The organism is Bacillus carboniphilus (assembly GCF_039522365.1).
Taxonomy (GTDB): domain Bacteria; phylum Bacillota; class Bacilli; order Bacillales; family JC228; genus Bacillus_BF; species Bacillus_BF carboniphilus.
In genome coordinates, this window is record NZ_BAAADJ010000002.1 from 37,310 (window position 1) to 63,968 (window position 26,659).

General features: G+C 39.7%; 23 protein-coding genes. 16 read left to right on the forward strand and 7 right to left on the reverse strand.

Annotated features, from left to right (window positions below; all coding sequences use genetic code 11):
• Positions 1–120: 120 nt before the first annotated feature.
• The 10 genes from ABDZ91_RS00575 to ABDZ91_RS00620 all read left to right on the forward strand — a co-directional run bounded on the left by ABDZ91_RS00575 (position 121) and on the right by ABDZ91_RS00620 (position 9,560).
• Entirely contained in the window at positions 121–1,362 is a 1,242-nt protein-coding gene (locus tag ABDZ91_RS00575; protein WP_343795464.1) for a substrate-binding domain-containing protein, read from the forward strand.
• Positions 1,363–1,440: 78 nt separating this feature from the next.
• Entirely contained in the window at positions 1,441–2,208 is a 768-nt protein-coding gene (locus ABDZ91_RS00580; protein WP_343795374.1) for an ABC transporter ATP-binding protein, read from the forward strand.
• Positions 2,192–2,899 (forward strand): ABC transporter ATP-binding protein, encoded by a 708-nt coding sequence (locus ABDZ91_RS00585; protein ID WP_343795376.1) that lies wholly within the window; start codon positions 2,192–2,194, stop codon positions 2,897–2,899. The genes ABDZ91_RS00580 and ABDZ91_RS00585 overlap by 17 nt, the downstream gene beginning before the upstream one ends.
• Positions 2,900–2,912: 13 nt before the next feature.
• On the forward strand, positions 2,913–3,782 hold the full coding sequence (locus tag ABDZ91_RS00590) for a branched-chain amino acid ABC transporter permease (protein WP_343795378.1): 870 nt from the start codon (positions 2,913–2,915) through the stop codon (positions 3,780–3,782).
• Between the two features lie 5 nt (positions 3,783–3,787).
• The gene (locus ABDZ91_RS00595; RefSeq protein WP_343795380.1) at positions 3,788–4,801 is read left to right on the forward strand and encodes a branched-chain amino acid ABC transporter permease; all 1,014 of its coding nucleotides are present in this window, start codon (positions 3,788–3,790) and stop codon (positions 4,799–4,801) included.
• A gap of 11 nt (positions 4,802–4,812) precedes the next feature.
• Positions 4,813–5,007 (forward strand): hypothetical protein, encoded by a 195-nt coding sequence (locus ABDZ91_RS00600; RefSeq protein WP_343795382.1) that lies wholly within the window; start codon positions 4,813–4,815, stop codon positions 5,005–5,007.
• Positions 4,988–5,998 (forward strand): 3-oxoacyl-ACP synthase, encoded by a 1,011-nt coding sequence (locus tag ABDZ91_RS00605; RefSeq protein WP_343795384.1) that lies wholly within the window; start codon positions 4,988–4,990, stop codon positions 5,996–5,998. The genes ABDZ91_RS00600 and ABDZ91_RS00605 overlap by 20 nt, the downstream gene beginning before the upstream one ends.
• A gap of 15 nt (positions 5,999–6,013) precedes the next feature.
• Entirely contained in the window at positions 6,014–6,916 is a 903-nt protein-coding gene (phaZ, locus tag ABDZ91_RS00610) for an intracellular short-chain-length polyhydroxyalkanoate depolymerase (RefSeq protein ID WP_343795386.1), read from the forward strand.
• A 4-nt stretch (positions 6,917–6,920) separates the two neighbouring features.
• Positions 6,921–7,661 (forward strand): 3-oxoacyl-ACP reductase FabG, encoded by a 741-nt coding sequence (fabG, locus tag ABDZ91_RS00615; RefSeq protein ID WP_343795387.1) that lies wholly within the window; start codon positions 6,921–6,923, stop codon positions 7,659–7,661.
• Positions 7,662–8,066: 405 nt separating this feature from the next.
• Positions 8,067–9,560, forward strand: a complete 1,494-nt coding sequence (locus ABDZ91_RS00620; protein ID WP_343795389.1) for a class I adenylate-forming enzyme family protein — start codon at positions 8,067–8,069, stop codon at positions 9,558–9,560.
• Positions 9,561–9,588: 28 nt separating this feature from the next.
• Here ABDZ91_RS00620 and ABDZ91_RS00625 read toward each other — a convergent pair whose 3' ends face one another.
• Positions 9,589–10,761, reverse strand: coding sequence for an MFS transporter (locus tag ABDZ91_RS00625; protein ID WP_343795391.1), 1,173 nt, complete (start codon positions 10,759–10,761; stop codon positions 9,589–9,591).
• A 192-nt stretch (positions 10,762–10,953) separates the two neighbouring features.
• Between ABDZ91_RS00625 and addB the strand changes: the two genes are divergently transcribed.
• Both addB and addA read left to right on the forward strand, forming a co-directional pair.
• Positions 10,954–14,430: a helicase-exonuclease AddAB subunit AddB gene (gene addB, locus ABDZ91_RS00630; protein WP_343795393.1), complete on the forward strand. Its 3,477-nt coding sequence runs from the start codon at positions 10,954–10,956 to the stop codon at positions 14,428–14,430.
• Positions 14,423–18,109, forward strand: a complete 3,687-nt coding sequence (addA, locus tag ABDZ91_RS00635) for a helicase-exonuclease AddAB subunit AddA (RefSeq protein ID WP_343795394.1) — start codon at positions 14,423–14,425, stop codon at positions 18,107–18,109. The genes addB and addA overlap by 8 nt, the downstream gene beginning before the upstream one ends.
• Positions 18,110–18,668: 559 nt before the next feature.
• On the opposite strand, the gene ABDZ91_RS00640 is transcribed toward addA, so the two are convergent.
• From ABDZ91_RS00640 to ABDZ91_RS00665, 6 genes are read right to left on the reverse strand one after another with little or no spacing between them, the layout of a single operon-like run.
• Positions 18,669–18,887, reverse strand: a complete 219-nt coding sequence (locus ABDZ91_RS00640) for a spore germination protein (RefSeq protein ID WP_343795396.1) — start codon at positions 18,885–18,887, stop codon at positions 18,669–18,671.
• 46 nt (positions 18,888–18,933) lie between these two features.
• A complete protein-coding gene (locus ABDZ91_RS00645) occupies positions 18,934–19,338 on the reverse strand; it encodes a spore germination protein GerPE (RefSeq protein ID WP_343795397.1) in 405 nt (134 codons plus the stop codon).
• A gap of 7 nt (positions 19,339–19,345) precedes the next feature.
• Positions 19,346–19,525: a spore gernimation protein GerPD gene (locus ABDZ91_RS00650; RefSeq protein WP_343795398.1), complete on the reverse strand. Its 180-nt coding sequence runs from the start codon at positions 19,523–19,525 to the stop codon at positions 19,346–19,348.
• Positions 19,515–20,138, reverse strand: a complete 624-nt coding sequence (gene gerPC, locus ABDZ91_RS00655; protein ID WP_343795400.1) for a spore germination protein GerPC — start codon at positions 20,136–20,138, stop codon at positions 19,515–19,517. The genes ABDZ91_RS00650 and gerPC overlap by 11 nt, the downstream gene beginning before the upstream one ends.
• Before the next feature lie 25 nt (positions 20,139–20,163).
• Entirely contained in the window at positions 20,164–20,427 is a 264-nt protein-coding gene (locus tag ABDZ91_RS00660; RefSeq protein ID WP_343795401.1) for a spore germination protein GerPB, read from the reverse strand.
• Positions 20,428–20,438: 11 nt separating this feature from the next.
• Positions 20,439–20,660, reverse strand: coding sequence for a spore germination protein (locus ABDZ91_RS00665; RefSeq protein ID WP_343795402.1), 222 nt, complete (start codon positions 20,658–20,660; stop codon positions 20,439–20,441).
• Between the two features lie 186 nt (positions 20,661–20,846).
• Between ABDZ91_RS00665 and ABDZ91_RS00670 the strand changes: the two genes are divergently transcribed.
• The 4 genes from ABDZ91_RS00670 (at position 20,847) to ABDZ91_RS00685 (ending at position 26,612) form a co-directional block, all read left to right on the forward strand.
• Complete coding sequence (locus tag ABDZ91_RS00670; RefSeq protein WP_343795403.1) at positions 20,847–21,998, forward strand: DUF418 domain-containing protein; 1,152 nt, start codon at positions 20,847–20,849, stop codon at positions 21,996–21,998.
• A 7-nt stretch (positions 21,999–22,005) separates the two neighbouring features.
• A complete protein-coding gene (locus tag ABDZ91_RS00675; RefSeq protein ID WP_343795404.1) occupies positions 22,006–22,509 on the forward strand; it encodes a DNA topology modulation protein in 504 nt (167 codons plus the stop codon).
• Positions 22,510–22,568: 59 nt separating this feature from the next.
• Complete coding sequence (locus ABDZ91_RS00680) at positions 22,569–23,477, forward strand: fumarylacetoacetate hydrolase family protein (RefSeq protein ID WP_343795405.1); 909 nt, start codon at positions 22,569–22,571, stop codon at positions 23,475–23,477.
• Positions 23,478–23,702: 225 nt separating this feature from the next.
• The gene (locus ABDZ91_RS00685) at positions 23,703–26,612 is read left to right on the forward strand and encodes a bifunctional diguanylate cyclase/phosphodiesterase (RefSeq protein ID WP_343795406.1); all 2,910 of its coding nucleotides are present in this window, start codon (positions 23,703–23,705) and stop codon (positions 26,610–26,612) included.
• Positions 26,613–26,659 lie beyond the last annotated feature (47 nt).

Consider the following 26,659-nt stretch of genomic DNA (forward strand, 5'->3'; position numbering starts at 1 on the left):
GTAACTCATTTGTAACTACCACCATTTACCCTATAAACAAAGCTAGTCGCTTTAACGAACAAACCAATTAGAGGGGGATTTGATGTGAAAGTTTTTCCGAAGTTTAAGAGTTTAGCCCTTATGCTCATTTTTGTACTTCTTTTTACAGCAGCATGTTCGACAAGTACGAATGATGATGCAGAGCCATCTGATAATTCGCCGGATCAAGAGAATCAAGAGGATCAAACAAATGATGATCCGGTGAAGGAAGAGGAGAAGGAGCCTATTAAAATTGGGGTTTTGGCTTCTTTAACGGGAGTATTAGAGTCGTATGGTGTTCAAACAACGAGAGGCTTTGAGCTAGGAATTGATTATGCTACTGGTGGAACTGGTGAAGTAGCAGGTAGAAAAATTGAAATTATAACGGAAGATACAGAAACAAAGCCTGAAGTAGCTGTTCAAAAGGCTACGAAACTATTAGAAGAAGATAAGGTTGATTTCTTAGTGGGTTCTTCAAGTTCAGGAGACACGCTAGCCGTTATTAACCTTGCTGAAGAATATGAAAAAATCATGATTGTTGAACCAGCTGTTGCTGATAGTATTACAGGTTCTGAGTTCAATGAGTATATTTTTAGAACAGCTCGTAACTCTTCTCAGGATGCCGTTGCGGCCGCTGCTGCCATTGCAGGTGAAGGCGTAAAGATTGCAACGTTTGCCCCGGACTATTCTTTCGGTTGGGATGGAGTTTCAGCATTTAAAGAAGCTGCAGAAGAGCTTGGAGCTGAGATTATTTTAGAAGAGTATGCAGCTGCGGATGCAACAGATTTTACAGCGAATATTCAAAAGATCATTGAAGCAGAGCCAGACTACTTATTCATTGTGTGGGCTGGAGTTAACTCGCCTTGGAAACAAATTGCCGATATGAAAGTACAAGAAAAAGGGATCAAGATTTCTACTGGTGCGCCAGATATTCCGGCACTTTCCATCATGGAGCCTCTAGTTGGAATGGAAGGGTTCTCTGTGTATTACCATGAGCTTCCTGACAATGACATTAACGATTGGTTAGTTGAGGAACATAAGAGTCGTTATAACGGAGAAGTACCAGATTTGTTTACGCCAGGTGGTATGAGTGCTGCGATTGCCATTGTAGAAGCACTGAAACAATCTGAAGGTGATGCAGATGCGAATAAATTGATTGACATCATGGAGGGTATGAGCTTTGAAACGCCAAAAGGAACGATGACATTCCGTGAAGAAGATCACCAGGCATTACAATCCTTATACGCCATTCGCTTAGAAAAGAAAGAAGGAGTTCCGTATCCGGTACCGGTCTTAATTCGTGAATTAACACCTGAGGAAACGGCTCCACCAATTCGAAACTAGTATTTGTTTGAAGAGATGAACTTCGGGCGGTATTCCGGAGTTCTCTTCTTCATTTTATTTAGGAAGGGTGGGAGCAAGTTGACAAACGCACTTGAAACAAAAGGGCTTTCTATTCAATTTGGAGGTCATAAAGCTGTAGATCAGGTTACCATGGGCGTGAAAAAACATGAACTAAAGTCTATCATTGGGCCAAATGGTGCAGGGAAAACAACTTTTTTTAATTTAATCAGTGGCCAGTTAAAGCCTACCGAAGGAGAAGTTTTCCTCGGCAATAAAGAAATTACGAAATTAACGACAACGGCAAGAACGAGATTAGGAATAGGTAGGTCTTTTCAATTAACGAATGTGTTTTCAAACCTGACTGTACTAGAAAATGTCAGATTAGCAGCGCAGTCAAAAGCTGGGGTTCGGTTTCAAATCTTTAAACATTTTCAATCTTACAAAGGAATTATAGAGTCCTCTGAAGCGCTTCTCCATCAAGTCCTCTTACAAGGTAAAGAGTATGAATTAGCCAAAAACTTAGCACATGGTGAAAAAAGAAAACTGGAATTAGCGATGTTATTAGCATTAGAACCCGAAGTCTTACTTCTTGATGAACCAACCGCTGGGATGTCTTTAGAAGAGGTGCCTGCCATTTTAGACGTCATTCATTCGATTAAGAATCGTGGTGACAAAACCATTTTACTGATTGAGCACAAAATGGACATGATTTTAGACTTATCAGATTCTATTGCTGTTCTCTACAACGGGAGGTTACTTGCTGATGGTCTGCCGAAAGAAATTGTGGAAAATGAAACAGTTCAACAAGCTTACCTAGGAGGATTATACGATGAGTTCACTGCTTAGTTTACAAAACGTAGAAACGTATATTGGTCAGTATCATATTCTCCAAGGCGTCGATTTACAAGTAGAGAAAGGTAGTATCACGGTTCTACTAGGTAGAAATGGAGCGGGAAAAACGACAACGTTACGCACAATTATGGGCTTTTACCCTCCTTCAAAAGGTGAAATTTTATTTGAAGGTAAGAGAATAAATGATCAAAAAACGTATCAGATTGCAAAAAATGGAATAGGTTTTGTTCCTGAGGATCAGGGGATTTTTCAACATTTGACCGTTGAGGAACACATGAAGGTAGCCATTCAAAAAAATGATGATCAAACGAAGGAACGGATGGAGTGGATTCTGGAGCTTTTCCCTGATTTAAAGAAGTTTTGGAAAAAAGAAGGCGGATATTTAAGCGGTGGTCAGAAACAGATGCTGGCTATCTCCCGGGCATTTGTAAATGACAATCGACTATTGCTCGTAGATGAGCCAAGTAAGGGCTTAGCTCCAATTGTTATTGAAAAGGTAATGGGAGCACTTATCCAAATTAAGGAGAAGACCTCCATTCTTTTGGTGGAACAAAACTTTATTATGGCTAGTCAAATCGGTGATTATTTTTACATTATGGATGACGGTCAGACGGTACATTCAGGTGAAATGCAGCAACTAAAGAAAGACGATGAATTGAGAAAAAAATACTTAGGGATCGCATAGGAGGGCAAAAAGTATGGATACGCTTTCACTTTTAGCGAACCTGACCATAAATGGGTTAGCAACAGGGATGTTAATCTTTTTGTTAGCAGCAGGTCTTACGCTAATCTTTGGACTCATGGATGTATTGAATTTTGCGCACGGTGGTTTATTTGCTTGGGGCGCTTTTGCTGGTATATGGGTATATGGAATGACAGAAAGCTTTACTTTAGGAATTGTAGGTGCCTTAGCTTGTGGTCTACTAGTAGGCTTGATTACAGAAAAATTGATTATTCAGCCAGTTTACGGTAATCATGTTCAGCAAATCTTAATCACGTTAGGGTTTATGTTGGTGTTAACGGAAGCCATCAAAGTGGTTTGGGGACCAAATGTCATTCAAGCTACTACTCCAAAGCTTTTACAAGGAAGCTGGGAAATTGGAAATATCAATATTATCAAGTATCGAGTCTTTATTATTGTCGTCGGGTTTTTAGTCTTTTTTGTTATGAGATATTTACTTACTAAAACGAGAATCGGACTTATTGTTAGAGCGGGTGTTATGAATAAAGAGATGGTTCAAGCGCTTGGTATTAACATCAAAAATATCTTTATGTGGGTTTTTATGGTCGGTTCTGCGTTAGCGGCATTAAGCGGTATTTTACTAGCTCCGTACTCTGGTGTCATTTATGCAGAGATGGGAATGGAGTACGCTATTCTAGCCTTTATTGTGGTTGTAATTGGAGGCATGGGGAATTTTACGGGTTCCTTGTTTGCTGCCATTTTAGTTGGATTAGCTGGTGCTTACATGGCCTACTACTTCCCAGATCTTTCACTAGCCGTCAACATGTTACTCATGGTATTAGTGTTAGTCTTTAGACCACAAGGATTATTTGGAGCGAAAGGGTGATGAATATGAATAAAATGAGCTCAAATAAAAATATCATCGTATTTATTCTTTTCGCCCTTGTATTAGCTCTATGGCCAAGTTTTTATGATTCTAGAAGTCTCTTAATCTTACTTACACAGGTATTTATCTTTGCAGGGTTTGCCATGAGCTACGACCTATTGCTCGGTTTTACGGGGATTGTTTCATTTGGTCACGCCATGTTCTTTGGAATTGGTGCATATATGACAGGTGTTTTCATGAAGCAATTTGAACCGACTACCATGCTGTTAATCGTTTCTATCCTTGCAGGTGTCGTGGCAGCAGCGGTCGTTAGCTACATAGTCGGATTACTAACACTACGTCTAAAAAGTCATTTCTATGCCATGCTGACACTGGCGTTATCGGGGTTATTTCTAGTGTTAGCTGAGAAATGGAGAACGGTTACTTATGGGAATGATGGCTTTACCTTTGGGGTACCAGATTTTCTAAAGGATCGTACGACGTTTTATTTGATTTGTTTAGGGTTTATGCTCCTTACGTATCTCTTGTTAAAGCGATTCACTCAATCTCCACTTGGAAGGGTACTGCAGGGAATTCGTGAAAATGAACAACGAGTTGAGTCATTAGGTTACCAAGTGATTCAGTATAAAGTCGTTGTCAGTGTAATGGCTGGAGTGGTGGCCTCTGTAGCTGGCTCCCTTTATGGTTTATCGCTACGCTATGTAAATACAAGTGTATTCGCGATGGATATTACGCTTGATGCTTTATTGATGACGATTATTGGGGGAGTTGGAACACTAGTTGGTGCCATTATTGGTTCAGGTGTCATCGAATTCGCTCACCATTGGCTTTCTGATTTATCTGATGTTCACTGGATATTTGAGAGATGGATTATTTTCTTTGGAATTTTATATATATTAGCTGTTATTTTCTTCCCGCAAGGAATTGTGGGTAGTTGGTATAAGTGGCGAGCTAATAGAAAAATGGCCAAGATGAAAAAATCAAATTCGATTGCTTCTAAAAAACAAGCATCCTCATAGGGGGAAGTGGAGTGGATGAAAAAACGTTAGATTCATTTATTGTAAGAGTTCAAAAAATAGAGGATCGCCAGCGAGTAAAAGTGGTTCATGTTCAAGATGGAAATGAAAAGATTGTAGGTTCCTTAGAGGAGGCCTACAATTGGATGCAATCCATTCTTGAACAGCCTAAAGAGAGCAGGGATTTACGTGAATATAGGGATTGTTAGTACTGGGGTTTATATTCCTGAGACATTTATGACTAGTGAAGAAATTAGTATGAAGTCAGGTGTTCCCATAGCGGTTATTGAAGAAAAAATGGGGATTAAGAGAAAGCCAATTCCCGGCCCCGATGATCATACCTGTGAAATGGGTATTAAGGCAGCAAGGAAAGCAATTGAAAAGGCGGGCCTTGATGCTGATGAAATTGACCTGGTTATCTATATTGGCGAGGAATATAAGGAATATCCTTTATGGACAGCAGGCATCAAGCTTCAAGAGGAAGTCGGTGCAAAAAATGCTTGGGCATTCGACATTGCACTTCGGTGTGGAACTACTGTCATGGCGCTTCAAGTTGCGAAGAGCCTCATGATGACCGATGAATCCATCCGAACGGTGTTACTTGCCGGGGGATATCGGAACGGAGACTTTATCGATTTTAACAACCCAAGAACGCGTTTTATGTATAACCTTGGTGCAGGTGGTGCGGCTATTATTCTTCAAAAAGGAATAGAAAATAATGTACTAATGCAAGGATCGGTGATTACAGATGGATCGTTTTCAGAGGATGTCATTGTTCCTGTGGGAGGAACAAAACAACCATTAACACCAGGTTTCGATGAGTCTCAATACAAATTAGATGTGCCTGATCCAGAGGGAATGAAAGGTAGATTAGAAGAAAAATCGTTGTCCAATTTCCTAAAGGTCATTCGACATTCTCTTGAGAAGTCTGGTTTAACGGAAAACGATATTGATTATGTGGCCATGTTGCACATGAAAAGGTCAGCCCATCAATATGTATTAAAAGAATTAGGATTAGAAGAAGGTCAATCTATCTATCTTGAAGAATATGGACATATCGGACAAATGGACCAGATCCTCTCTTTAGAGCTAGCGTTAGAGGCTGGGAAGATAAAAGATGGCGACGTCGTTGTTTTAGTAAGTGCTGGAATTGGATATGCATGGGCTTCAACGGTTGTGAAGTGGGGTAACAGTAAATAAAAGGGGGATTGACGTATGGAGATTGTAGTGAAAAAAGTGACCTTACCAAATGGAGAGACGATTGCTTACCGTGAAAGAGAAGGTGGGGACGTACCATTTGTTTTAATTCATGGAAATATGACATCTTCTGTCCACTGGGATATTGTGATGGAGCGTCTTGATTCAAAGTATAAACTGTACGCTGTTGATTTAAGAGGATTTGGTCTATCGACTTATCAAAATCCAATTGAGTCTATCCGTGATTTTTCAGAGGATGTAAAAATGTGGGCAGATGAGGTTGGCGTTGAGAACTACATTTGCATGGGTTGGTCGACTGGGGGCTGTGTGGCCATGCAACTAGAAGCGGATCATCCAGGTTCTATTTCTCAATTACTATTGTTGGCATCCGGGTCAACAAGGGGATATCCATTTTACGGAACAGATAGTAATGGCCAGCCAGATTTAAGTAATCGACTTAAAACGATAGATGAAGTGAAACAAGATCCAGGTAAAACAATCCCAGTACAAAATGCTTATAACGAAAAGAATAAGGGCTTCCTCGAGGCTATGTGGAATTTATTGATCTATCGTAAAAACCAACCAGACCGAGATAGATATGACCGTTATTTAGATGATATGTTAACTCAACGAAATCTTGCTGAGGTCTATCACGCATTGAACACCTTCAACATTAGCGGTGTGCACAACGGATTTAAGGAAGGGACTAATCAAGTAAAAGATATCAAATGTCCAACACTCGTACTTTTTGGAGAAGAGGACATTGTAGTGAATAGAAGTATGGCAGATGAAATTATTGAGGATTTCGACGGCAGGGCAGATGTGGTTGAACTAAAAGGGTGTGGCCATTCTGCTTTAGTCGATGACCCTGAGCAGCTAATGACTGCAGTAGAAGGGTTTTTAGCAAAGGTAGGGGTGTAAAAGGATGAGATTAGAAAATCGAGTAGCGATTATTACAGGTGCAGCAAACGGAATCGGGTTAGAGTCCGCGAAAGTTTTTGCCAGAGAAGGTGCAAAAGTGGTTCTAGCAGACTTTCAAGAGGAAGCAGGATCTCAAGCTGCACAGGAATTAGTAAATGAAGGATATGAAGCTATCTTTGTGAAAGTGGATGTAAGTGATAAGGAAAGTGTCGCAGGGATGGTTGAAAAGACAGTTTCAGAATTTGGAACTATAGACATTCTCGTGAACAATGCAGGGATTACACGAGATGCCATGCTTGTGAAGATGAGTGAAGAGGATTTTAAGAGAGTATTAGATGTTAATTTAACGGGTGTATTCTTATGTACCCAAGCTGTTGTCCCGACGATGGTTGAAAAGGGGTACGGCAAAATTATTAACACTTCCTCAGTTTCTGGGGTCTATGGAAATGTTGGGCAAACGAACTATGCAGCAAGTAAAGCAGCAGTAGTAGGGATGACGAAAACATGGGCTAAAGAATTGGGGCGAAAAGGTATTCGTGTAAATGCGGTGGCTCCTGGTTTCATTGAAACGAACATGGTGGCGACGGTTCCGGAGAAAGTCATTGAGTCGTTGGTTAAAACGATTCCGGTTATGGCACTCGGGAAGCCAACTGATATAGCAAATGCTTATTTATATTTGGCTTCAGAGGAATCTCATTATGTAAATGGAACGGTTTTGCATGTAGATGGTGGAATTATGATGTAGGGGATTTTGGAGAACTCGGCTTTTTTAGCCGGGTTTTTTAATTTTGAAGGGGAGAGGCAGGTGTAGTCGGCGTGTTTCGGGTGTATGGATGATAGTGATTACGACAGAATAGGGTGATTCGCGCGATTATTGGATGATTGCGCGCGAAATATTTATTTTGCGCGCGACTTTTAAAAAATACGCGCGAACTCTTCCCTTATACGCGCGAATCCAGAAAACTCCCCGTCAAAACTCGTTTTCCCACTCAACAACCGGTCTCCTCCCCGCCAAAACCCATGCCGGGACACTAAACCTGTCCCCCTGTCCCATCCCCAGCTGGGACACTAAACCCCACCCTGTAACCCTTTTGTAACTCCGGTACGATACGTTTATATCACGGATTGCAGGGGAAAAAGAGGTGGTTGTATGGTTGTGGAACTGAATTGGATTTCACATAGAGCGAGGTTATCAGCAGGCGAGGTTGCTGTTGTGGATGGGGAAACGAATGAGTCGTTCACTTTCCAAGACTTAGATCAGCGATCAACGAGTTTGGCTTATCACCTCCAACAAAAGGGAATTAATAAAGGGGATCGGGTGGCATTGATATCACCCAATGACCTTTCTTATTTAGATTTGTTACTGGCTTGTTCAAAAATCGGTGCTATTTTTGTTCCGTTAAATTGGAGGCTGTCAACAAAAGAAATCGAATGGATATTGAAGGATAGTCGACCGTCTATCGTTTTTTATCACTCAGAGTATGGAGAAAAGGTCAGCGGATTCGATCCCAAAAAAACGATTCAACTAGATAATGAACAATACAGACAACTGGTAACAACTAAAGACGCCCCGTTCTATATACCCGTCGAACAATCAGAACGAGACGGGCTTGCCATGATTTACACAGGTGGCACAACAGGGAAACCAAAGGGTGTCATTCTTTCACACCAATCCATCCTTTGGAATGCGATGAATACAGTCATTAGCTGGAATTTATCTAAAGAGGATGCAACGCTTACTGTCCTACCGATGTTTCACACGGGTGGGTTAAATGCTTTAACGATTCCTATTTTACTTATGGGAGGAAAGGTTGTACTAAGCCATTCCTTTACACCTAAAAAAGCAACACAGTTAATAAATGAACATGGTTGTACCATTATTTTATTTGTACCTACGATGTATCAAGCCTTTATTCAGTCGAAAGAATTTCAAGAACATTCCTATCCTTCAATGAAAGTATTCCTCTCGGGTGGAGCACCATGTCCGCTTGAAATCTATGATGCTTTTAAACAGAAAGGAATTTTATTTAAAGAAGGCTATGGACTGACCGAAGCGGGACCTAATAACTTTTATATTGATCCAGAAATGGCCTATGAAAAACGTGGGTCAGTAGGAAAACCGATGATGTTTAATGAAGTGAAAATTATGACAGAGAATCAACAAGAAGCCAAACCTCACGAAATTGGAGAGCTGTTACTGAAGGGGAAGCATGCCTTTGAAAACTACTGGAATAACCCTGAGGCTACGTTGGAAACGAAAAGGGATGGATGGCTAGCCACTGGGGACCTTGCGAAGCGGGATGAGGAAGGATATTTCTATATCGTAGGGAGGAAAAAAGATACCATTATAACAGGTGGGGAAAATGTTCATCCCCTTGAGGTGGAGCATTGTCTAGTCCAGCATCCAGCTGTTGTTGAAGCGGCTGTTGTGGGGATTCCGGACTCATTTTGGGGAGAAAAAGTCACCGCTTTTTTAGTAGTGAAGCAAGTCGTTTCTGCTGAAGAATTAACTTCATTTTGTGCGGAGCAATTAGGACGATATAAAATCCCGAAATCGTATCATATCCTAGAAGAACTCCCCAAAACTCATGTAGGGAAAATTGATAAAAAGGAATTAAAAGAGATGGGCCTGAAGATGAGTTGAAAAAGAGCGAAGCAACAGAGGATAAACTCTAAAGTTGCTTCGCTCTTTCTTTACCAAATGCACGGACATTTTGCTTAAAGATGAGGACACCCAGCAGTACATTCATGGTGTACGCAAAAACTAATAGTAGAATGGATTCTTTGTAGGAAAGAATAGAAGCAATGGGAGAGGCAATGGTCGCTCCCATCAATAAAATAAAAGAATACAGGGATAAAGCTTTTGCCCGGTCTACACCAGCTATTGAGCCAATCAACGTAATCATAGTAGGGATTAGGATGGAAATGGCGGACACAAACAATGTAGAAAGAAGGATAATCGCTTGCAATGATGTGTAGAAAAATAAACCGAGCATACTAGAAAATCCAAGTAAAATCCCTAGAAACAAGGTCCGAATCTCTCCCCATTTTGCAATCAATCTCCCAGTAAACAGGGATAATATTGCTCCTAACAACCCAGTGACTCGGATCAGAAATAAATCTGAAGGATTGTTTGAGTAGAAACGACTTAACGCATCATAAAAGCAAACAAAAGAGAAGAGTAATGTGATGACGATTATATAGCAAGTAACGAGCTGTTTATTCTGAAGAATCCGCTTGAAGGTGTAGAAAACGTTTTCATTGGATTGCAGGTTTTCTGAGATTCTTGGTAGTGTTAGAAAGGCGATGACAAATAATGAAAAATAACAAATGGAGAAAAAAATAAAGGTATCACGCCAATGTGACATATCGGAAAAAAATTGGCTAGTTAGCTGTCCTAATATACCTGCTACTAAAAATCCTGTGTTAATAAGTGAAATGACAAGCGTTCTACTTTTAGGTGGAAATAGTTCAAAGCAATAGGTAAACGTAACGGGAGCAAAACTAGCTAAAAGCAGTCCTTGGATGGCCCGAGAGATATAAAGCCACCCTATATTCTGACTATATCCGACTAATAGGGTAGCCGCTGCTGAACAGAGCAAACCAAATACGATAATTTTTCTTCTTCCAATCACATCAGAAAGAGGACCAAATGTAAGCAGACCGAAGGAATAAAAGAAGGTAAATATGGTACTTCCAAACACAACCTCCTTATTTGTGGCCTGTAGACTAGCTGTCAAATCCCCATAAATTGGAATAAGGGTATAAATGTTACTCGCGACAAATATCCCACTAACCACTAGCAAAATGCCAGTAAAAAATAGAGATCTATTTGAAAAAGGCATACCTCCACCACCATTTCAAACATTTCATTTTATTCTAAAATAGGATATGCACCACATCAGAGCGTTGAAAGTTGTTTCCTTAAAGTAACAGTGTAGCTTCATAGAACAGCAACAGAAATTAAGGTAAAATGGAATATATGAATTTACGAAAAAGGACTGTTAATAGAGTTGGATGAGAAGGAAGGGATATACTTGTCAGTTACATTTTTATTAGGACGGTCTGGCTCTGGGAAAACGAACAGGATGCTAGACGAAGTTATAGAGGATCTAAAGGAACAACCACTTGGACCGCCTATTTTGATTATTGTTCCAGATCAAATGACGTTTCAAATTGAATACGAACTAGCCCAACGGTTACCGTCAAACGGGATGATACGGGCACAAGTCTATAGTTTTTCAAGATTGGCCTGGAGGGTTCTTCAAGAAACAGGTGGATTAACAAGATTACCAGTGGATTCAACTGGGATTAGTATGCTGACGAGAAGGATCCTAAATGAACAAAAATCAGGGCTTCGCTTATTTCAATCTCAAGGAGAGAAGGCAGGGTTTATTGAAAAACTAGGGGAGCTATTAACAGAGTTAAAACGGTACTGCGTTCAGCCAGAAGAACTCACAGACCTACAAACTGCCATTGAACAAGAAAAGGGCAGAACTACATTGTCGGACAAGCTATATGACTTACCGCTTGTGTACCAAGCTTTTCAACAGGCACTTGAAGGGAAGTATATTGACCAAGAGGATAGTCTACGGTTGTTATCGGAACAAATGCCAAGCTCCAAGCTTATTCAAGGATCAAAAGTATATATAGATGGATTTTATAGTTTTACACCTCAAGAATATGAGGTTATCGCAGCTCTTATGAACGCTTCCGTACACATGAAGGTGTTGTTAACGCTTGATCGCCCTTACCATCATGACGTTCCAGATGAGCTGGATTTATTTAGACTGCCTGGAGAAACCTATGCTACCTTATTTCAAATGGCAAGGGACGCTGGAATTCAGACATCAGATGAGTTACTTACTGACCAGTATAGGCTAGATTCTTCTCTCACTTACCTAGAAAAAGAGTTAACAAGCATGCCGCCAGCTCCTTTTCATGATCAAACGTCGATTACACTTGCTGAAGCATCCAATCGAAGGGCAGAAGTTGAAGGAATGGCTCAATCCATTCATGCTATGGTTCGTGAAAAAGGCTACCGCTATAAAGATATATCCATCCTTGTTCGAAATGGAGCAGGGTATGACGAACTATTGGATACGATATTTAAAGATTATGAGATTCCTTATTTTAAGGATCAAAAGAGGAAAATGCTTCATCATCCTGTCATCGAACTTATTCGTTCTGCTCTAGAAGTTATTCAACAGAACTGGAGATATGACCCGGTCTTTAGAGCCATTAAAACGGAATTATTATATCCAATTGAAATTAATCCTACTGAATTTCGTTCAAAAGCTGATGTACTCGAAAACTATTGCTTAGCTTATGGGATAAAAGGTAAACAATGGACGAGTAAGGACAGATGGAAATATAGAAGGTATAAAGGTCTTGAATGGACGGATCTTCCTCAAACGGATGAAGAAAAAGAAATGGAAACCACTTTAAATGAGTTAAGAATTATGGTTTCTGCTCCAATTATTCGCTTAGGTAACCGTCTAAAACGGGCCAAGACTGTTACTCAAAAATCTGAGGCACTCTACTTATTTTTAGAAGAATTAGAGATTCCGGCTAAATTAGATAGATGGATCCAGGCTGCAGAAGAAAAGGGGCAGCTTGAAAGAGCGAGAGAACATGACCAAGTTTGGGATGCCGTCATGGGGTTACTCGACCAAGCAGTCGAACTACTTGGTAATGAAGAGCTATCCTTGAAACAATACGCAGAAATCATTGAGTCTGGGTTTGAGGCTATGAACTATGCTCTCGTACCACCTTCTTTAGATCAAGTGGTCGTTGCCAATTTAGATCAATCGAGAATAAACCATGGTAAAGCAAGCTTTGTCATCGGTTTAAACGATGGTGTCCTTCCAGCTAAGCAATCGGATGACGGAATTATTGGGGATGAAGAGCGAATTTTTCTTAAAAACGCAGGTGTTCCATTGGCTCCTACAAGTGAGATTCGTTTACTGGATGAAGAGTTTATTGCTTACAAAGCATTTACAACACCATTAGAGCACCTAGTGGTTAGCTACCCGATTGCAGATGAAGAAGGAAAAAGCTTATTAGCATCTCCTTGGATTAAGCGTCTGCGTGAGGTGTTCCCGGGCCTAGAAGAAGTAGAATGGGCATTAGAGCCAGGTAAAGATAATGAAAAGCATTTTGTATTGAATCCAGATGTGGCCTTGGCCCATTTAGCTGGCCAATTTCAGCTTTATAAAAAAGGCTATCCAATCTCTGAATTTTGGACAGATGTATATAATGGCTTGTTAGAAATACCTTCTATGAAAGTAAAAACTAGACGGGTTCTTTCCAGCTTATTCTTCGAAAATAAAGCAAAGCCGTTGAATAAAAGCACAACAAAAGAACTGTATGGGGACGAAATTCAAGCGAGTGTATCGAGAATGGAAAAATTCAACTCATGTCCATTCTCACACTTTATTTCACATGGGCTACGGTTAGAGCCACGATTGATTTATAAACTAGACGCGCCTAACATTGGGGAACTATTCCATGGTGCATTAAAGCTTTTAGCAGAAAAGTTAGAAGAACAAAACCGTTCTTGGGCATCACTAAGCCAGTCGGATTGCGAAAAATGGGCGAAGGAAGTTGTAGAAACGTTAGCACCTAAACTACAAAATCAAATCCTATTAAGCTCCAATCGACATCATTATATTCGACATAAGCTGGAGCAGGTTATTGCCAAAACTTCATTTGCATTAAGTAAACAGGCTCAAAGCAGTCAATTTGTGCCAACTGGGCTTGAACTGGGTTTTGGAAAAAAAGGCAAGCTACCTCCACTCACGTTCTCACTCAATGATGGAACGAAAATGGAGTTAGTCGGAAGAATTGACCGTGTAGACACAGCTACACATAATGACGGCACCTACGTCCGAATTGTTGATTACAAATCAAGTCAAAAAGAGTTACAGCTTACTGATATTTATTACGGACTATCGCTTCAAATGTTGACCTACTTGGATCTTGTGGTCACTCATTCGAAAGAGTGGTTAGGACGTGAGGCGGATCCTGCCGGGGTACTTTACTTCCATATTCATAACCCGATTTTACAGTCCAATTCACCAATGGATGAAGAGCAAATTGAATCAGAATTGATCAAACAATATAAAATGCTAGGGCTTTTACTATCGGATACAGAAATTGTGAAGCTAATGGACCAAAGTTTAGAAAATGGTTCTTCATCCATCGTTTCAGCCGGTTTTAAAAAGGATGGGAGCTTTAATGCTTATTCTCGAATTGCATCGAAGGACGAATTTAACCTTCTCCGCAATTACGTGAGAAGTTCCTTTAAAAAAGCAGGAAATGAGATGGTGGAAGGTCGTGTTGACATTTCTCCTTATAAAATGAAAAATAAAACACCATGTACATTCTGTGCGTATAAATCCATTTGCCAGTTTGATAACAGCTTACAGGAAAATGGTTACCGAAATTTACAACCTGCCAAATCAGACGTTGCATTGGAATGGATTAGAGAGGAGGTACTAAAAGGTGAATAAACCAAAATGGACACCGGATCAGGCTAAAGCGATTGCATCCTCAGGCAAGGATATTCTGGTTGCAGCTGCTGCAGGTTCCGGAAAAACGGCGGTTCTTGTCGAAAGAATTATTCAGAGGCTGATGGATGAAGAAAATGGTTACAACGTCGATGAATTGTTGGTCGTTACTTTTACTAACGCATCAGCTGCAGAAATGAGGCATCGAATCGGAAATGCATTAGAATCAGCGATAAAAGATAATCCGCATTCTTTGCATCTTCGAAAACAACTAACGCTTTTAAATAAAGCGTCCATTTCAACTCTACATTCATTCTGTTTAGATGTTGTAAGAAAGTATTATTACTTAGTCGATTTGGACCCAAACTTTCGAATTGCAGATTCAAGTGAATTAGCGTTAATTCGAGAAGAAGTCATGGACGAGCTATTGGAAGAAAACTATGCGAAAGAAGAGGCTGCAGAATTTTATAAACTTGTGGATGTCTTTGCAGATGATCGTTCTGATTTGCCACTTCAATCCATTGTTAATAAATTGTATGACTTTTCTAGAGCACACCCAAACCCAAATCAGTGGTTACAAAAGCTAATAGAGCTTTATGAACTTGCTCCAGATACTGACATTAAAGATTTACCTTTCGCACCTACGTTAATGGAGTCCATTCAGATGGAGTTAGATGCTGCCAAAGCATTGATTTCTCAAGCAATCGATGTCGCATCTCAACCGGGAGGGCCAGAACCTAGGATTCAAACATTTGAACAGGACCTAGCTCTTATTCAATCTCTTCAAGAGGCGATTGGTATTGGTTGGGGAACATTGTATCAAGCAATTAACAGTCAAAAATTTGTGACGGCTGCCCGAATTAAGAAAGCAGAATATGATGAAGGTCTAATCGAGCAGACAGAAAAGTTAAGAAAAAAAGCAAAAGAACTGATAGATTCTGTCAAAAAGCAATTCTTCTCAAGAACACCGGAGTCTTACTTGAAAGATATTCGTGAAATGCATCCAGTGGTAGAGGGGGTTGTGAGGCTCGTTCAAGAATACCATGAAAAATTCCAAGCTATAAAAATGGAAAAAGCCATCATTGATTTTGGTGATTTAGAGCATTTCTGCTTATCCATTTTAATGGATCACGATGAGCCATCCGATATTGCCAAGGGCTACCGGAATCATTTTAAAGAAATTTTAGTAGATGAATACCAAGATACAAACTTGGTTCAGGAAACGATTATTCAGCTCATTAAAAAAGGGACTGAAGAGAATGGAAATTTATTTATGGTTGGTGATGTCAAACAATCCATTTATAAATTCCGTTTAGCTGAGCCACAGTTGTTTATTGAGAAATATCGGAGATTCCAATCAGAGAAAGAATCTGATCATGGACTAAGAATTGACTTAGCTCAAAATTTCAGAAGTCGCGAAGAGGTTCTTCATGGAACCAACTTTATCTTTAAACAAACGATGGGAGAAAAAGTTGGAGACATTGAATATACAGAGGATGCTGAATTAAAGGTAAATGACCTCTATCCTGCGTCACCGACTCCGATTTCCTTTATTTTAATCGAACAAAATAATGCGACGTCGGAAGAGGATGAAGATTCACAAGAGGATTTAGAAAAATCCCAAATGGAAGCAAGATTTATTGCCAAAGAAATTCGCTCTTTAATTGATAGAGGAACTCAAGTGTATGATGCAAAAAAAGGTGCCTACCGACCCTTACAGTATAAGGATGTTGTTATTCTTTTACGTTCCATGCCGTGGGCTCAAACCATTATGGAAGAATGTAAAGAACTTAATGTGCCTGTATATGCAGACCTTTCTGAAGGCTATTTCGAAGCAACGGAAGTCGCAATCATGCTCTCTTTGCTAAAAATCATTGATAATCCTCAGCAGGATATACCTTTGGCTTCTGTGTTACGTTCGCCTATTGTTGGCATGGATGAGGAAGAGCTTGCTCACATCCGGATTCATCATAAAAAAGGAACGTACTTTGATGCTTTTAAAAAGTTTATTCGTACCGAGAAAAATGCTTCAGAATCATGTATTCAAAAAGGAAAAGAGTTCCTGGGGTATTTTGAAAAATGGCGAGAAATCTCTCGTAGGGGTACTTTGTCTGAACTGATTTGGGAAATTTACCGGGACACTCAATTCCTGGAGTATGTGGGTGGTTTACCTGGTGGCAAACAGCGTCAAGCCAACTTAAGGGCTTTATATGACCGTGCCAGACAATATGAAACCACTTCCTTTAGAGGGTTGTTCCGTTTCTTGCGCTTCGTTGAGAGATTACAAGAACGTGGAGAGGACTTGGGAACAGCGCGTTCGATTGGAGAACAGGATGATGTGGTTCGTCTAATGACCATTCACCGTTCAAAGGGCTTAGAGTTTCCTTTCGTTTTCGTAGCTGGGTTGAATAAAAACTTTAATATGAAGGATGTTCAGGCTTCTACGCTTTTAGATAAAGACTTAGGTTTAGCCATGAAATACGTAGATCCTGTAAAAAGAGTCACCTATCCATCCCTGCCACAACTAGCGTTTTCACGGAAACAACGTCTCGAAACTCTATCCGAGGAAATGAGAATTCTATACGTTGCCTTAACAAGGGCAAAGGAAAAGCTATACTTGATTGGAACTGTAGCAGAGCTAGAAAAGTCCATTGAGAAATGGAATACTTCACTCGATCATAAGGGCTGGCTTTTACCTGACTACGTTCGTTCAAAAGCGAGCACGTACATGGATTGGATTGGTCCATCTTTACTTAGACATAAAGATATACAGGAGCAGCTCATGCAAAATGATGTCGTGGTAGATAGTCCGGTTATCGAACATCCTTCTAGCTGGGTTATTTCAGTCATTACCCCTAGTGAGCTGAGCATTGTTGAGAGTGAAGATTCCCCTCAATCAGAGTGGTTGAAGTCGATTCGAAATGGTGAACGTATTGGGGATCTGAACGATAACACGGAACAAATAGTAGAACAAATGACTTGGGAGTACCCTTCCAAAGCTACGACCACGATGAGGTCTAAAATGTCTGTTTCAGAATTAAAGAGACAGAGAGAATGGGTGGACCGGGAGGAAATGCTCCCTACACTAAGAAGAAACTCACTTTTCGATCGCCCAAGCTTTTTACAAGAGAAAAAGCTATCACCGACCGAAAGAGGGACGGCTATGCACTTAGTTATGCAGCACATTTCTCTAGAGACTGAAATCAATGTAGAAACCGTTCGAAATTTACTAAAAGAAATGATTTCAAAAGAACTGTTAACAGAAGAACAAGCGGGCAGTGTGGACCCTGTTCTCATTGCAAAGTTCTTTGAATCAGGTATTGGAGAAAGAATGGTAAAAGCTCCTTATGTATATAGAGAGCTGCCATTTAGCTTCGCTTTGCCTATAGAAAAAGTGAACCCATTACACAAAGGTGCGGAAGAAAAAGTTCTCATTCAGGGGATTATTGACTGCTTATTTGAGGATGCGAATGGAGTCGTACTTGTAGATTTTAAATCAGATACGATTACCGGAAAGTATCCAAATGGATTTGAGCAGGCGAGACCTGAATTAGTAGAAAGGTACCAAACTCAGATTGACCTTTATAAAACAGCGGTTGAAAACATATTAGCGAAACCCCTTCAAGAAGCGTGTCTTTACTTCTTTGATGGTGGACATCAGATATCCTTTATTAAGGAATGATTATTCGATAATGGGATCGTGGTTGTCTGGAAGCAGGGTTTTTAGGGGTGAATTGGGACAGCAAGAGGGGTGTCTGTCCGGAAATCATGATTGCCGAGGTGTAAACGGGACAGCAAGCGTGTTGTCTGTCCGGAAATCGGTGTTGCCGAGGTGTAAACGGGGCAGCAAGCGAGTTGTCTGTCCGGAAATCGGGGATGTCGAGGTGTAAACGGGACAGCAAGCGTGTTGTCTGTCCGGAAATCGGGGATGTCGAGGTGTAAACGGGACAGCAAGCGAGTTGTCTGTCCGGAAATCGGGGATGTCGAGGTGTAAACGGGACAGCAAGCGAGTTGTCTGTCCGGAAACCGGGGAAGCCAAGGTGGAAACGGGGCAGCAAGAGCATTGTCTGTCCGGAAACCGTAGTTGTCGAGGTGGAAACGGGACAGCAAGAGCGTAGTTTGTCCGAAAACCGGTGTTGCCGATGTTCAAACGGGACAGACGATGTAGCGGCTGTCCCACAAAAGATATGAAACAAAAACAAGAGGAGAAAAACAATGTTTTTCTCCTCTTGTTTTATTCACTAAGCATTCCCTGTAATTGGTTGGTCGACCGCATTACAGTCAATGTAGTTCGTAGCGCTTAATCCATTATTGGTGATTACAAAAGGACCAGTGTTTAATCCACCTGAACCAGCAACTGTTTTGGAGCTGCTTTTAGGGGATACATAAAAGGTGTCTCCGAACTGGACCTCTCCTCCGCTAACTGAAAAAATTTGAACAGGTCCTACAATGGCAGGCATATCCAACATCCTTTGTATCTTTATTTACTCTGAACAGTACTTCTCATTATTGTATGACAGTTGGACCATTACCGTTCGCCCGAGGTTTTAATTGTCGGATATTTTTAACCCGTGCTTCCATGTGGGCACAACCAATGTTCCCAACCTTCACAATGGAAGCAGAAGAAATCCCGTTAATATCAATCGAATCCACATAAATACTGGGACAAAGGTGGTAAAAGCTCGAATCTACCACTTCACATGATGGGAGTGGTATCGGCTCAACAAAAATGGAAGTCTCCGGTCTCTCCACAGCCCCTTCATGACCAAAGAATATCTCGCGTTCCCGTTGTACAGCGAAAACATCTGAGCGTGAGTTGATTACGCTCGTGTCTCCAAGTCGGAGGGATGAGCTAAAGCTCAGGGTATTCGTTTGAATAGTGTTTACATGGGATATACGTTTCCAAAACATATATACATCATCCTTTTGGTGTTAAAGGTACAAAAGGTCCGATAATTAACGATTCAGGGGGGGTATCAAAAGTTGAAGCTAGCTGAATACAATCACTATCCCCGATTTGTACTAATCCAGCACTTGCCACACCGTTTATTTTAATACTCCCCACATGCAAATCTCTGTTTAGCACATTAAATTCCATCTTTCTTACTACCTCCTTGTTGTTCTTGTTGAAAGCGAGAAAAGAAAGAAAAGACGCCTTGCTGAATTTCTCCTTTCAATCGCTGCGATACCATTTCGACTACCTGTTCTTGTGGTTCTTGTTGAATAACATGATGTGGGAGTTGTTTGATATGGTGTTGAATTCTTGTTTTTAACTGATTTTTGATATCATTTCTTATAAAGTCCACATACTGGTCATCTGCGGTAATGCCAAGTTGATTTTGTGTATCCGATATTATTTGGGGTATGGTTTGATCCATGTATTGATTCATATTTTGCTCAACGAGGTCTTGCAAAACTATATTCTTAGGGTCTGTGCTTGGAGATGGAGTAGGATGTTGGCCGGTAACGAATTCATCCATATTTTGCAGGTCTTGTGGGGTTAAGCCTACATTTAAGGTACCTTCAAGTGTTTCGACTTTTAATTGATCAAATTTATACTCAATCTTATCAACATGAAGCGTTGGTCGTGAATGTAGTTCATTGACTAGCTTCTTCAACACTTCAATTTCTTTTTCCAGTTTTTGAATTTTTTTATGATGTTTATCGAGAGTTTGTTGATAGGAGTCAGAATACGAATATTGTTGATACATGGAAAAATTCCACCTTTCTAGTCAACTAAGTAGTTGGAGTTCCCAAAGGCACTAACGAGGTGTCAGCTTGAGGGGGACCAGCTTGAGCACCGCCTAGTTCTCCAACAGGTCCAACCGCTCCTGCTTCACCGAGTGCTTCAGGTGCAGGCCCTATATATCCCCCAGTATTATATAAATAGGCATTGGATGAGATACTACCAGAGCTTCCGATTTGTAAAACAGAGGAATTACTTATACTCCCGATTCGTAACACATTAATGTAAATGGACTGTTGAATATAAAATTTCATAGAATCACCTTTTATAAAGTAAATGCGATTGGCATATCGATGCCATCTTGTTCATACGTGTTCGTATTACTTTGTTGGTTCACAACATAGATTCCGTCCCCAGTATTAAATGAACCGGCTCCAGCAAATGTTTTGGCTGTTGAATAAGGTGTAATGGAATACACATCACCAATATGAAAGACAGCACTACTTCCGATACTAATCACTTGAACGACGCCAACTATAGCAGGCATTAAACTCCCACCTTAAAAACTTTCCTTATTTTGTTGAAATTAGGCTATAATCCTAATAATCTTGATTTTATATCGTATGAGGAAAAGAAGGAGATGTGATACATTCGCCTACTTTTCACTCTTTCCATTCTCGAAATAAAACTTATATAATGAAAGATATGAGTTAGATAGAAAGGTAGTTGAGGGATGGGACAAAGGATAATAGGAGTTGACTTTGCACGAGGAATATCGCTTTTTGGAATATTATTAATTAACATGATGTCTTTTCATTCTCCCTATGTCTGGGTGGATTCATACGGATACTGGGAAGGGTCAGGTAACCACATTTTATTTTTATTGATTGAAGTGTTTGTGGGAGCTAGTTTTTATCCGCTTTTTGCTCTTTTATTTGGCTTCGGAGCCATTAAAATTTTTGAAAAGTCAATGAAGTTGGAACTCAAGCCCAAAGTTACACTTGTTCGAAGGTTTTTCTTTTTACTAATAATTGGTCTCATTCACGCTCTTTTAATATGGAATGGAGATATTTTAGTTACCTATGCGGTGACAGGATTTATTCTTTTGTTATTGATAAATTTCTCTCATAGGGCACAGTTAACCATAGGTGTTTTACTTTGGTCACTTCCAAATGTATTACTATTTTTGTTAACTTGGCTCGCATATCGTTTTATGCCAGAAGACCAGCTAGGTGTTTACGATTATGAACGGGCAGCTGCTAGCCAGTTATATGCAGATGGAGGTTTCTGGGAAATTACAAAATTAAGAGTGGATGAATGGCTTTATATCAATGGTGCAGGAGGAATCCTGATTGTATTATTTTCCGTTCTACCTATGGTCTTATTTGGAGCAGCCATGGCAAAGGGAGGCTTTATTCAAAAGCATTCACCTGGATACTTTATAAAAAAGGGAATTTTACTTTTAGCCATTGGCCTTTTTATCAAGGTCTTACCTTTATTGACAAGCTACGAATATCCATTTATTTTATTGAAAAATCAAATCGGGGGACCTATCGTAGCCATTGCCTATTTTTTCATATGCTTAGGAGTAGTGAAAGGAAATCAGCTAGGTGTCTTACAGGAAGCGATTGTTCGGGCAGGAAAATTATCTATAACTCTATATTTAACTCAATCTATAGTCTGTACCTTTATTTTTTATGGGTACGGATTAGGGTTGTATGGAAAAGTAGAACTGTGGGAAGGCACTATTCTTGCTCTCGCTATATATTGTGTACAACTAGTATTTAGTTACTTCTGGTTTAAGAAGTACAAGACAGGACCTGTGGAATGGCTATGGCGGTGGTTTACTTATAAAGAAAAACCAGATTTTAAGAAAGGGGAGTGATTGTAGAATGAAGAAAATCCTGATCATTGGATCTGGAGGAGCGGGAAAATCCACTTTAGCTAAAAAGCTGGGAGAACTACTACATTTTCCTGTTTATCATTTAGATTCAATCTTCTGGAAGGAAAACTGGACACCGTCTAATCGAGAGGAATTTAGGCAGAATATCCGGTCTGTGATGGAGAAGGAAGAATGGATTTTAGATGGGAATTTCGGTTCTACACTTGATATGAGGCTTAAACACTGTGATACGGTTGTCTTTTTGGACTATCCATCCCTTACTTGTGTATACGGTGTGGTAAAGAGAAGAATACAATATAATGGAAAGACACGCCCTGATATGGGGGAGAATTGTAAAGAAAAGCTGGATTGGGAGTTTTTGAAATGGGTGTACACATACCGAAAGAAAAAAGCGCCTGAAATCAGAAAAAAACTTTCAGAGTTAACAAATGTAAAGGTTATCACACTACAATCTAGAAAAGAAACAAAGCGCTTCTTACAAAGCCTTTCATGACAAGTGAGTAGGAGCCTATTGAATACCATAAAATACAGATCAAAATGGAGGAAACCTTTATGAAATTCGTAACAGCAGTGAAAAATCAAGTAGAGTTTGTCGGTGTTATTGTGGAAGGACAGGAACTTATTTTTAACTTACATACGATTGATGAAGCAAGGGGTACTAAGAAAACCCCCAATCATTTAATAGATTGCATTGAACAAGGAGAAGCTTTTGTTCAACATGTGAAGGATTGCATTTCATGGGTTGAAAGCCAAGATCAGACCGGAACCTTTGTTTATCCAATTTCGGAAGTTAAACTACTTGCTCCCATTCCACGCCCTTCCAAAAATATTTTTTGTATCGGGAAGAACTATGTGGAGCATGCTTTAGAAATGGGAACAAAAGAGGATATTCCTGAACATGTTATGGTTTTTACAAAACCCCCAACTAGTGTGATTGGACACAATGATCCGATTGATTTACATAGTCAGGTAACCTCGGCTCTTGATTATGAAGGAGAATTAGCTGTTATTATTGGGAAAAAAGGCAAAAACATCTCAAGGGAAGAGGCCGACCAATACATATTTGGATATACCATTATCAATGATGTGACAGCTAGGGATATGCAATCTAGACATAAACAATTCTTTATGGGTAAAAGTCTAGATACTTCTTGTCCAATGGGACCATGGATCGTCCATCATTCAGGTGTAGATAACCCTAGTAACCTTCAAATTACAACGAAAGTGAACGAAGAAACGAGACAAGATTCAAGCACAAAGCATCTCATTTTTCCAATCGATGAATTAATTAGCACGCTTTCACAAGGTCGAACATTAGAACCTGGAGATATCATTGCAACTGGTACTCCTAAAGGTGTAGGTAAAGGATTTAATCCACCACGCTTCTTGAAAGCAGGAGATGTTGTGGAAATCACAGTTGAAGGAATTGGAACTTTAACGAATCGAGTAGAGGATTTATAAAATAACAAGAAATATAAAAGGAATGCGCTATTTACAGTGCATTCCTTTTTCTGGTATTAAACACTTTAATATGCTTGCCGATATAAGTAGAGAGTATTTAGTATCTCTTAGCCTAATTAAATACTAAATATAGTTACAAACGGAAATTTTTATGATATTTATTAAATTATAATAAAAATGTTATATATATAGTTCGTATTAGCTTTGAAGGTGTGGTGACGTCGCGTGAAATCTTTCAATCTATTATTCCAATCCGAAGAGTTGTTTATTCAATTTGTAAAAAAGCACGAATTAAATGAGTATCCGAATGTACTAGTGTCTGTATTTTGTGGAAAAGTGTATGAAACAACGATTGAGAAAGTGGCAAACATCATCCAAACCCACATCCCTCGTGCTGCTGTAATCGGATGTACAACAGATGGCGAAATAATGGGAGGTACCCACACATCAGAGGAAATTGTTATTTCCTTTACGGTTTTTGAGAAAACAGAAGTGAAATCTTTTTCCATAAAAGATATCAATAAATTTAACGCTAAATTTTTGGGTGAGGATATAGGAATGTCCCATACCACTATTGATACAAAAGCGATTATCATTTTATCTTCCCATGATGCAAATGAAAGTACATTGTTCATAGAAGGAATTCAAAAAGTGGCTCCTAATACTGAAGTTGCAGGAGGATTGGCAGGAGATAACGGTCACTATAAGAAACAATTGGTCTTTGATGGAAAACAAATCATTGAAAACGGGATTGTTGGTGTTGTATTAGATTCACAAGTACTTCAAGCACACACTGGATACCATTCGAAGTGGAAGGAAGTAGGAAGACCCTTCCTTATTACGAAAGCATCGGGAAATATTGTTTATTCCATTGAGCAAAAGAAACCTTTGCAGATTTTAAAGCAGTATCTTGGACAAGGTTTTATTAGCCGTCTTCCTATTTCTAGTGCAGAGTTTCCTTTTGTATTAAAAAATAGCATGGAGAAGCGCCCCATTTTTATTCGAAAAGTAGAGGAAAATGGAGCTATCCAACTTAGTGAGGAAGTTACAGAGGGAGATGAACTCACGTTTGCGTATGCAGATACGGAGACGTTGATTGATCACTCTACAAGAGGACTGAAAAAGCTTGCCAAGAAATCAGTGGAATCCATTTTTGTGTTCCCATGTATGTCAAGGCGAAGGTTTTTCTCTGATTTCACTAACTATGAACTGAGAATTCTTGAACAAATTGCACCTTCCGTTGGCTTTTTCTGTTATGGTGAAATCGTTAAAAAAGACCAAAATCTTCTAATAGAAGGCAATGCCATGACTTACCTTGCTTTGAGTGAGTCGAAAGGGTCGAAGGAAGTTCCGAAGCACATTATTAAATTTAAGGGTACGAATCAAGTGAATACGATGATGGCGTTTACTCAATTGATGGAGGCATCCACAGAAGATTTACGGCAAATGCACGATAACGTTCAATTATCGGAGCAATATTATCGTTCCCTTTTTGACCATAATTCAGATGTCGTGTATTCGACAGATCTAAATGGGCGTTTTACTAGTGCAAATCCAAGTTTTGAAGAGGTATTTGGTTATGAAAAAAGTGAGTTTCTTGGTAAATCGGCTTTAAAGTTCATTCAAGATAAGGATATCCCGAGGGTAAGAAACCATTTTTATCGAACCATGAGGGGAAAAGAACAATTCTATGAGTTAGAAGTTGTTTCAAAGAATGGAAGTACTCATATGCTTCATATAAAGAATATCCCAATCATTGTGAATGGTGAAATGGTGGGAGTATATGGGATTGGTCGAGATATCACAGAAAAAATAAGAACGGAAGAAAAAGTCACACACTTAGCACATTTCGACCATGAGACAGGGCTTGCAAACCGAACTCTCTTTTCTGAAATGGTAGTAGATCAGATTAAAAAGGCAAAGAAGAAAAAACGCTCTTTAGCGGCAATGTTTATAGATATGGATCGCTTTAAAATTATCAATGATAGTCTTGGACATACCGCTGGGGATTATGTTTTAAAAGAGCTAGCCTACCGCATTCAGAATTCATTACCAAGAGGTTCGTTCATGGGCCGTTTTGGTGGAGACAAATTTACCGTCTTAATCTCTCAAGATGGTACTGAAAAAGATTATTATGATATCGCCTACCGCATATCTGAGAATATAAAAAAACCCGTTATTTTTGACCAACAGGAGTTCTTTATCAGTTCGAGTATCGGTGTAAGTATGTACCCAACAGATGGAACTGATTCTGACACACTACTCCGAAATTCTGATGCTGCCATGAACCGTGCAAAGCTAATGGGTGGCAGTCGAATCGTTTTCTTTTCCAGTGAGTTGAATGAAAAGGCGATTAAACGGTTGGAAATGGAAAGAGAATTGAGAAAGGCATTAAAGCGGAATGAGTTTCATTTAGTGTTCCAGCCGATTGTCGATCTAAAAACTAATCGGATTACCGGTAGTGAAGCTTTGATTCGTTGGGTCCATCCTAGGTATGGAACTGTTGCACCAGGTGTGTTTATCCCAATTGCAGAAGAAACTGGGATTATTAAGGAAATTGGTGAGTGGGTATTAAAAGAAGCATGTAACCAGAATGCAAATTGGCACAAGCAGGGATATAATGATTTGACTATTTCTGTTAATGTTTCTGCTCACCAGCTACTTGACCCTGCCTTCGTTCTGCAAGTTGATCGTGCTATTGAAGAATCAGGGCTTTCACCAGAGTTCTTATATTTAGAATTAACCGAAAGCGTAATGATTGGTAATCTAGATTATTGCCTGCGAGTTATGAATGAGTTGCAGCATATGGGCATTAACATCTCTATCGATGATTTTGGCACGGGGTATTCTTCGTTAAGTTATATTAAAACCTTACCGGCTAACCGTTTGAAAATTGATAAATCCTTCATCGATCATCTATCAAGAAACGCACCAGATTTAGCAGTGGTCCAAGCGGTTATCATGATGGGGAACGGACTAAATATGAATGTAGTGGCAGAAGGCGTCGAAACAAAAGAGCAGGCCTCTGTACTACTAGATTTACAATGTGAGTATGTACAAGGCTACTACTTTAGCCGTCCATTGCAAAAAGAGGATTTTGAAAAGCAATTACCGACTCAGTTTTTGACGGTTTAGTAAGGGAGTTCCTTCCTGGTATTTCAGGGAGGAATCTTTTTTATTTG